We start from the raw sequence: 5,755 nt of genomic DNA on the forward strand, positions 1-5,755 counted from the left end.
TCCCCTCGGGTTGTTGCATGTCCCGCCTCCGCTAGGTTCCACTCAACTGGAGGACACGCAGACCAAAACTAAAACTGATGAATCAGCTCTTGACTTAAACAGCCCCATACAAGCTCTGGCGCGACCTCAAGCGGCTGATCGCCGCCAACCGGCAGGCTGCGTCCATCGACACCCTGGCCGCCGATGCCGCTGATTGGGTTCTGACGCTGACGCCGCAACAAGCGCGTCGTAAGGCCGGCATGGCATCCAAACACTTCTGGCTCAGAAAGCTGTTGCAGAATTTTTGGCGACCTATTTAGAAGGGATAGGGTGGCCGCCCACGCCCGCGGGGAAGACGCCGGCGGCTCCATCATGATCCATGGGATACGCAATGGACTGGGCTGGATTGGGCGCTTCCATCGACTGGTGGATTGGACAGGGGGCTGCGTCGCAGTGACGAACAGCGAGATGGACGAAGTCTGGCGCGTAGTCCCAGACGGTACGCCCATAGAGATCAAGCCTTAGATAGGGACGAAATCCCGATCGACTTAATGGTTAGGATATCAAACAAGCGGTCAAGTGATCTACGAGGATGATGGCGACGTCGGATGCGCAGGAAGTGCTGACAAGGCAAGGATCCACGAGTGAGAGTGCTCGCCGCTTCACCATTAGAACACCAAAGGGTGAGGTGCTTTGCCCCGCATGTGGCTTTTCGGGCTACTTCAAGGGCTTGTCTTATGACGATCAGGGTGGGGTGATTGGCACCGGCATTTGCCCATGCTGCCTTCGGGAGTCGGGCTTTGACGATGCCCTGGGTGCCCATCGTGATGCTGAAGCTACAATTGCAGCTTCCCTCAGGTGATATCGCCGGAAGTGGGGGATGAGCCCTGTCTGGCATGGGGACCCGAACATGATGCCGGACGGCTGGGATGGTAGATCCCAATGTGAGCGACGGCTCGCTATCGTCCCTTTCATTGCATAAGGCGGTGGCCAGGCTAGCTCGCCTTTGGCAGCGCAGTAGATGTCAATCAGATGCTGATCAACAGGGGATTAGTCGATCAGTTCCGACCGCTGGCCCAGGGACGAGCGATGAGACATGAGGTCTGAGACAAACGTGAAGGTCTCGTGACCAATTTGACGGCGTGCCATGGCACTGCTCCCACCATGTGCATCAACCCCGTTGAAGCACCTGAACTGCCCATGGCTGAGGGCACCCGCGCACAGGTGTCCTACCTCGACACTACCGTGAGAGGGTGACCCGCATGGCGGCATGGCCTTCTGACAGAGCGATGCCCCTGCCCAGGCGTATCGGATCGCGCAGTGATACCACTACCTGCCGGATGGGATGGACCAAGATCGGAACGATCATGACAAATCGGGCTGATCATGCTACCCGCAATGCCCTGTTTGTGCTATTATCAATACCTTGTCTACGTAGGTTATGATAGATCGAGATAGATCTTCGACGCGGGTTACGGAGATAAGTCGAGACTCAGCCGACGGCGCTAATCAGGCTAGGCGAGGGCCCGTTTGCCGGTTAGCGCTCGGCGCCGACGCGTGTGCCACCAACGACCGCATTCGTCGACGTGCTACTCGCGTGGTTTCTGACGAGATCGGTCGAGAGGGCCATGACAGAGCGGTTGAGCGAACTGCTGCGACCCTCGCTCTCGGGTGATGCCAGACCGGCGAGGGCACCCTACGCGGTCACCATGGGGCTCCTGACCGCCTTCCTCGGTGGCTTCTTCGCTGCGGTCGCCGTGATCGCTATCAACTCGGCGCGCCTGCGGCGGCTGCGGCGCGACCTCCCTATCGTTTTTTCGGCGCTTGCGGTATATTTGGCGCTGCTCTTCGTACTAGTGGCCTCTGGATGGAGCGATGGCCTAGATGGCAATATGAATAAACCAGCAGGGGTGCTGGTGCGGGCTTTGGGGCTCGCCATGTTCGGCATCGGCTACGTGATGCATCGGACGGAGCAGCGGGCGGCCGACTTGATGGGCCTCGCCCGCCCGAGCCCCTGGCTGGTCGGAATCGGCTGCGGGCTCGCCGGTCTCGGCATGCAGGTTCTTGCGCTGCATGTGGTCGTTGCCACGCACGAGTTCATTGTGAGGCAGATTGCTACGTTGCAGTGAGCCACGCGCGACTGCCGTTCGGAACCACTGTTTGGCCCGGCCATGCACCAGGATGCTGCCGATGGACGAGGCTACGCCATACGCGGCCATTGCCGAGATCCAGGCTCTGCTCGAGCGGCGGCGCACCAGGCAGGTCAAGGCCCGTCTCGCAAGCGCGCTGCGGCAATGGCCCGACAACACCATGTTGCTCATTCAGGCAGGCTGGGCCGACTATTTCGATCGCGATTATGCCACGGCGCGAGCGACGGTGGGACGTGCTCTGGAGAAGGATCCTGAGCACGAGCGGGCACGGTACCTGCTGTTCGAGCTCGAGCTCGAGGCGGGCAAGTTGCCCATGGCCGAGGAACTGATCATCGGACTGCTCAGGGGGCACCCGCGGCATGCGCCCTATTATGGCCGCTACGCCCGGCTGATGTTGGCGGGATTGCAGGTCGCCAAGGCGCGCGCCCTCGCGGTCGAGGGCCTCAACTACGACCCCGACGATTCAGGTTGCCTCCATGCCCTGACTTTGTGCGACATCACTGAAAACCGGTCTGAGATCACTAGCCCCGCCCTGCAGAAACTCCTACAGCTCGAACCTGACTCGCTACACACGTTGGCGCTGGTCATGGTCGCGCTGGATTCGCGGGGTAAACATCGCGGCGCCTTTCGCATCGCGCGAACCCTGGTCAATGCGCAGCCCGATAACGCGGACTACGTGGCTGCAGCAGCCCATCTCAAATTCACATCGCACTGGTCGCTGCTGCCGCTGTGGCCGATCCTGCGATGGGGCGGGAGTGCCTCTATCATCATGTGGCTGCTGGCAGTCCTCGTGATGTCAGGCTTGGCACCGATCGACAAAAAGACTGCCGGCGCACTGACCCTCGTCTGGCTGGTCTACGTCATCTACAGCTGGGTGTGGCCGCCGCTGCTGCGGCGCTGGATCAACCGTTCCTGACAGGGACCTTGCAATGGCAGACCGGACAGAGCTCGAGCGGCGCCTTCTCACCGACCCCTTCGATGCCACTGCGCGCAGCCAGTATGCCCGTCTGCTGCTCGAGGCGGGGCTTGCGGCGGAGGCGCTGGGCCAGTTCGAGCTGCTCGCCCAGCAGAATCCGCTCCACGCCGAGGGCCTGCTCGGGGCTGCCCGTGCCCTGCTCGAGCTCGGCCGCCGCGACGAGGCGCTCGCGCGATATGCCGCGAGCCACGGCCTGGAGGGATTCGCCGCCGACGAGGCGCTCAAATCCCTTGAGCCCCAGGCCGTCCGCGCTGGGCCAGCGCAGTTGCGGGTCATTTCGAGCCGGACCGAGGCGAGCGTGGTGCCACTCCCGGCCCCGCCCTCCGACACGGTGCGCTTCTCCGACATCGTCGGGATCGATGAGCTGAAGCAGACCATCCGGATTAAGATCATCGAGCCGTTCCGCAACCCGGAACTGTTCCAGCGCTTCCGCAAGCATGCGGGTGGGGGGATCCTGCTCTACGGTCCGCCCGGCTGCGGCAAGACCATGCTGGCGCGCGCCGTCGCCAACGAGTGCCAAGCCGCATTCGTCTCCGTTGGCATCGCCGACGTGCTCAATATGTGGGTCGGTGAGAGCGAGCGGAACCTGGCCGACCTCTTCGAGAAGGCACGGGCCAAGGCGCCGTGCGTGCTCTTCTTTGACGAGATCGATGCTCTCGCTTACGCGCGCTCCAAGGCCCAATCGGAGCACACGCGGCGGATCGTCAACGAGTTCTTGGCCCAGCTCGACGGCATGGGTGGGGACAACCGCAACGTGCTGATGCTGGCGGCGACCAACATGCCATGGGACGTCGATCCGGCAATGCGGCGGCCTGGCCGCTTCGCCCGCCAGGTGTTCGTGCCGCCGCCCGATGCTGTGGCACGCCGCGAGATGCTGCGCGTGAAGCTGCACGGCGTGCCACAGGAGCGCATCGATCTCGACGCGCTGGCCAAGGCAACGGTCAGCTACTCGGGCGCAGACATCGATGGGTTGATCGATCTCGCTAAGGAGAAGGCGCTGTATGATGCCCTCATCGGTAAGCCGGAGCGGCCGCTGCGGCAAGCTGACTTCGTTACGGCCCTGGGCGAAATGCTGCCGTCGACCCTTGACTGGCTGCGGACGGCCCGCAACCTCGTCAAATACGCCGGCAGCGATCTCTCCTACGCCGAGGTCGAAGCGTATCTGAAGCGGGCGAAGTTGCTGTAGCCCTATGCACCCGCAAGTGAGGAACCGGGAGCGAGCGGTGCATCAACGCGCACAGCGCCGCATCCACTCCAACCCGCAGTATGATGGATTGGCCTAATGACACTGCTTCGCGCTTGTCTCGCTCGGGCCGCTCGGTCTACTCGCGCCACAGGAGCGCAGGTCGGTGCAAGGCAGCGGAGTAGGCAACTCAGAGGCGGAGATCCAGCGCCGTCTCGGTAGGTAGCTTCTTCTTGGAGCCGAACCATTGTGGTGACAGTGAAAGCGGAACCTTGACTGCGGAGCGTCTGACGCGAGGTTTCGATAAGGTGAGTGCACTCGACCGGTTGACTCGTGCCACAGGCGGTCTGTCCTCGTAGCTGCATCCGATACTGGCCCAGCAATCGAGTGATTCCAAGGCCACGGCCTCTTTACATACGCTCTGCTCGAAGGAATGGGGGCGAGCGACCTGAGTAGAAATGGACTCGTTCAGGTGACGGGGCTTGCGTCTTATATCAACCAGACGGGTCCCGATATCTTCTTCGGTAAGTTCGGGGTGCGTCAGGTGCCGCAAATGAAATTGACTGGTAAGGACTTCCCTATCTCTCGCGTCTATGTGGCGCTCCAGAACGTGGATGATGCGTTTATTCCGATCCAGCCAACGCACGTCGTTACTAGGCAGACACAGGTCGTGGACGCCCAAGGAGCACTCATCCCGTCTGAAATTCTATCGGCAGGATTGTTGGTTCGGATCACGCAGCAGCTTGGAGATCGTGCTGGGGTGGTCAGGAGCGGGCGCTTTATCGACTACGTCAAGGCCGATGATCTCGCGCCACTTGAGTAGTGAGTTAACGAAGGACAGAGGGCCGAACTAGAGCATCGGACCCAAAAGTGGACCCACTTTTGGGTCCGATGCTCCACTCTTTGAAGAGCGCATCGTTCGGCGCGGAAAACCGGGTCCACTTTTCCGCACTATGCGCTAGCCAAGCACGCATCCCTTGATACCGCGGTAATGGATCACGGCCGTGGGCGCCAAGACAGCTTACATCGAACCCGGCAGCCCGTGGGAGAACGGCTACTGCGAGAGCTTCAACTCGAAGCTTCGAGATGAACTGCTGAAAGGAGAGGTCTTCTACACCCTACGGGAGGCGCAGGTGACTATCGAAAATTGGCGCCGGCACTACAACTCCGTGCGCCCGCACTCATCCTTGGGCTACTGGCCGCCTGCACCAGAGGTCTTAGAGGCTGGTGAGCAATTATCTTTCCTTTCGCGTGAGGCGCCGCAGCAGGATGCGGCTCATGGCGAGATAGAGCAGCATCTCGCCGGTCTCGACCAGGCGTTCGTAGTCCTTGGCGAGCCGCCGGTTGGTGGTAAGCCACGCCAGTGTTCGCTCCACTACCCACCTTCGCGCGAGCACCTGAAAGCCGCTCGGGCGCGTCGGCGGCTCTGATCCAGCCTTCATCCAGACGCCGCCCGTCCACCAGTGT

6 protein-coding genes and 1 pseudogene are annotated in these 5,755 nt (G+C 61.7%); 6 read left to right on the top strand and 1 reads right to left on the bottom strand.

What is annotated here, in order from left to right; all coding sequences use genetic code 11:
- The first annotated feature begins 309 nt into the window (after window positions 1–309).
- The 6 genes and pseudogenes from ACS5Q1_RS45505 to ACS5Q1_RS45530 all read left to right on the top strand — a co-directional run.
- Window positions 310–504 carry a L,D-transpeptidase family protein gene (locus ACS5Q1_RS45505; RefSeq protein WP_473104391.1) on the top strand — a complete coding sequence of 65 codons (195 nt, stop codon included), beginning with the start codon at window positions 310–312 and terminating at the stop codon, window positions 502–504.
- Between the two features lie 1,103 nt (window positions 505–1,607).
- Window positions 1,608–2,108, top strand: coding sequence for a hypothetical protein (locus ACS5Q1_RS45510; protein WP_473104392.1), 501 nt, complete (start codon window positions 1,608–1,610; stop codon window positions 2,106–2,108).
- A gap of 61 nt (window positions 2,109–2,169) precedes the next feature.
- Window positions 2,170–3,045: a tetratricopeptide repeat protein gene (locus ACS5Q1_RS45515; RefSeq protein WP_473104393.1), complete on the top strand. Its 876-nt coding sequence runs from the start codon at window positions 2,170–2,172 to the stop codon at window positions 3,043–3,045.
- 13 nt (window positions 3,046–3,058) lie between these two features.
- The gene (locus tag ACS5Q1_RS45520; protein WP_473104394.1) at window positions 3,059–4,291 is read left to right on the top strand and encodes an AAA family ATPase; all 1,233 of its coding nucleotides are present in this window, start codon (window positions 3,059–3,061) and stop codon (window positions 4,289–4,291) included.
- 469 nt (window positions 4,292–4,760) lie between these two features.
- Complete coding sequence (locus ACS5Q1_RS45525; protein WP_473104395.1) at window positions 4,761–5,111, top strand: hypothetical protein; 351 nt, start codon at window positions 4,761–4,763, stop codon at window positions 5,109–5,111.
- Between the two features lie 169 nt (window positions 5,112–5,280).
- Window positions 5,281–5,508: pseudogene (locus tag ACS5Q1_RS45530) on the top strand (integrase core domain-containing protein); the annotation flags it as partial.
- Between the two features lie 15 nt (window positions 5,509–5,523).
- On the opposite strand, the gene ACS5Q1_RS45535 reads toward ACS5Q1_RS45530, so the two are convergent.
- A partial coding sequence (locus tag ACS5Q1_RS45535; protein WP_473104396.1) for a transposase occupies window positions 5,524–5,755 on the bottom strand: 232 nt, incomplete at its 5' end.

Source organism: Microvirga sp. GN3 (assembly GCF_055792825.1).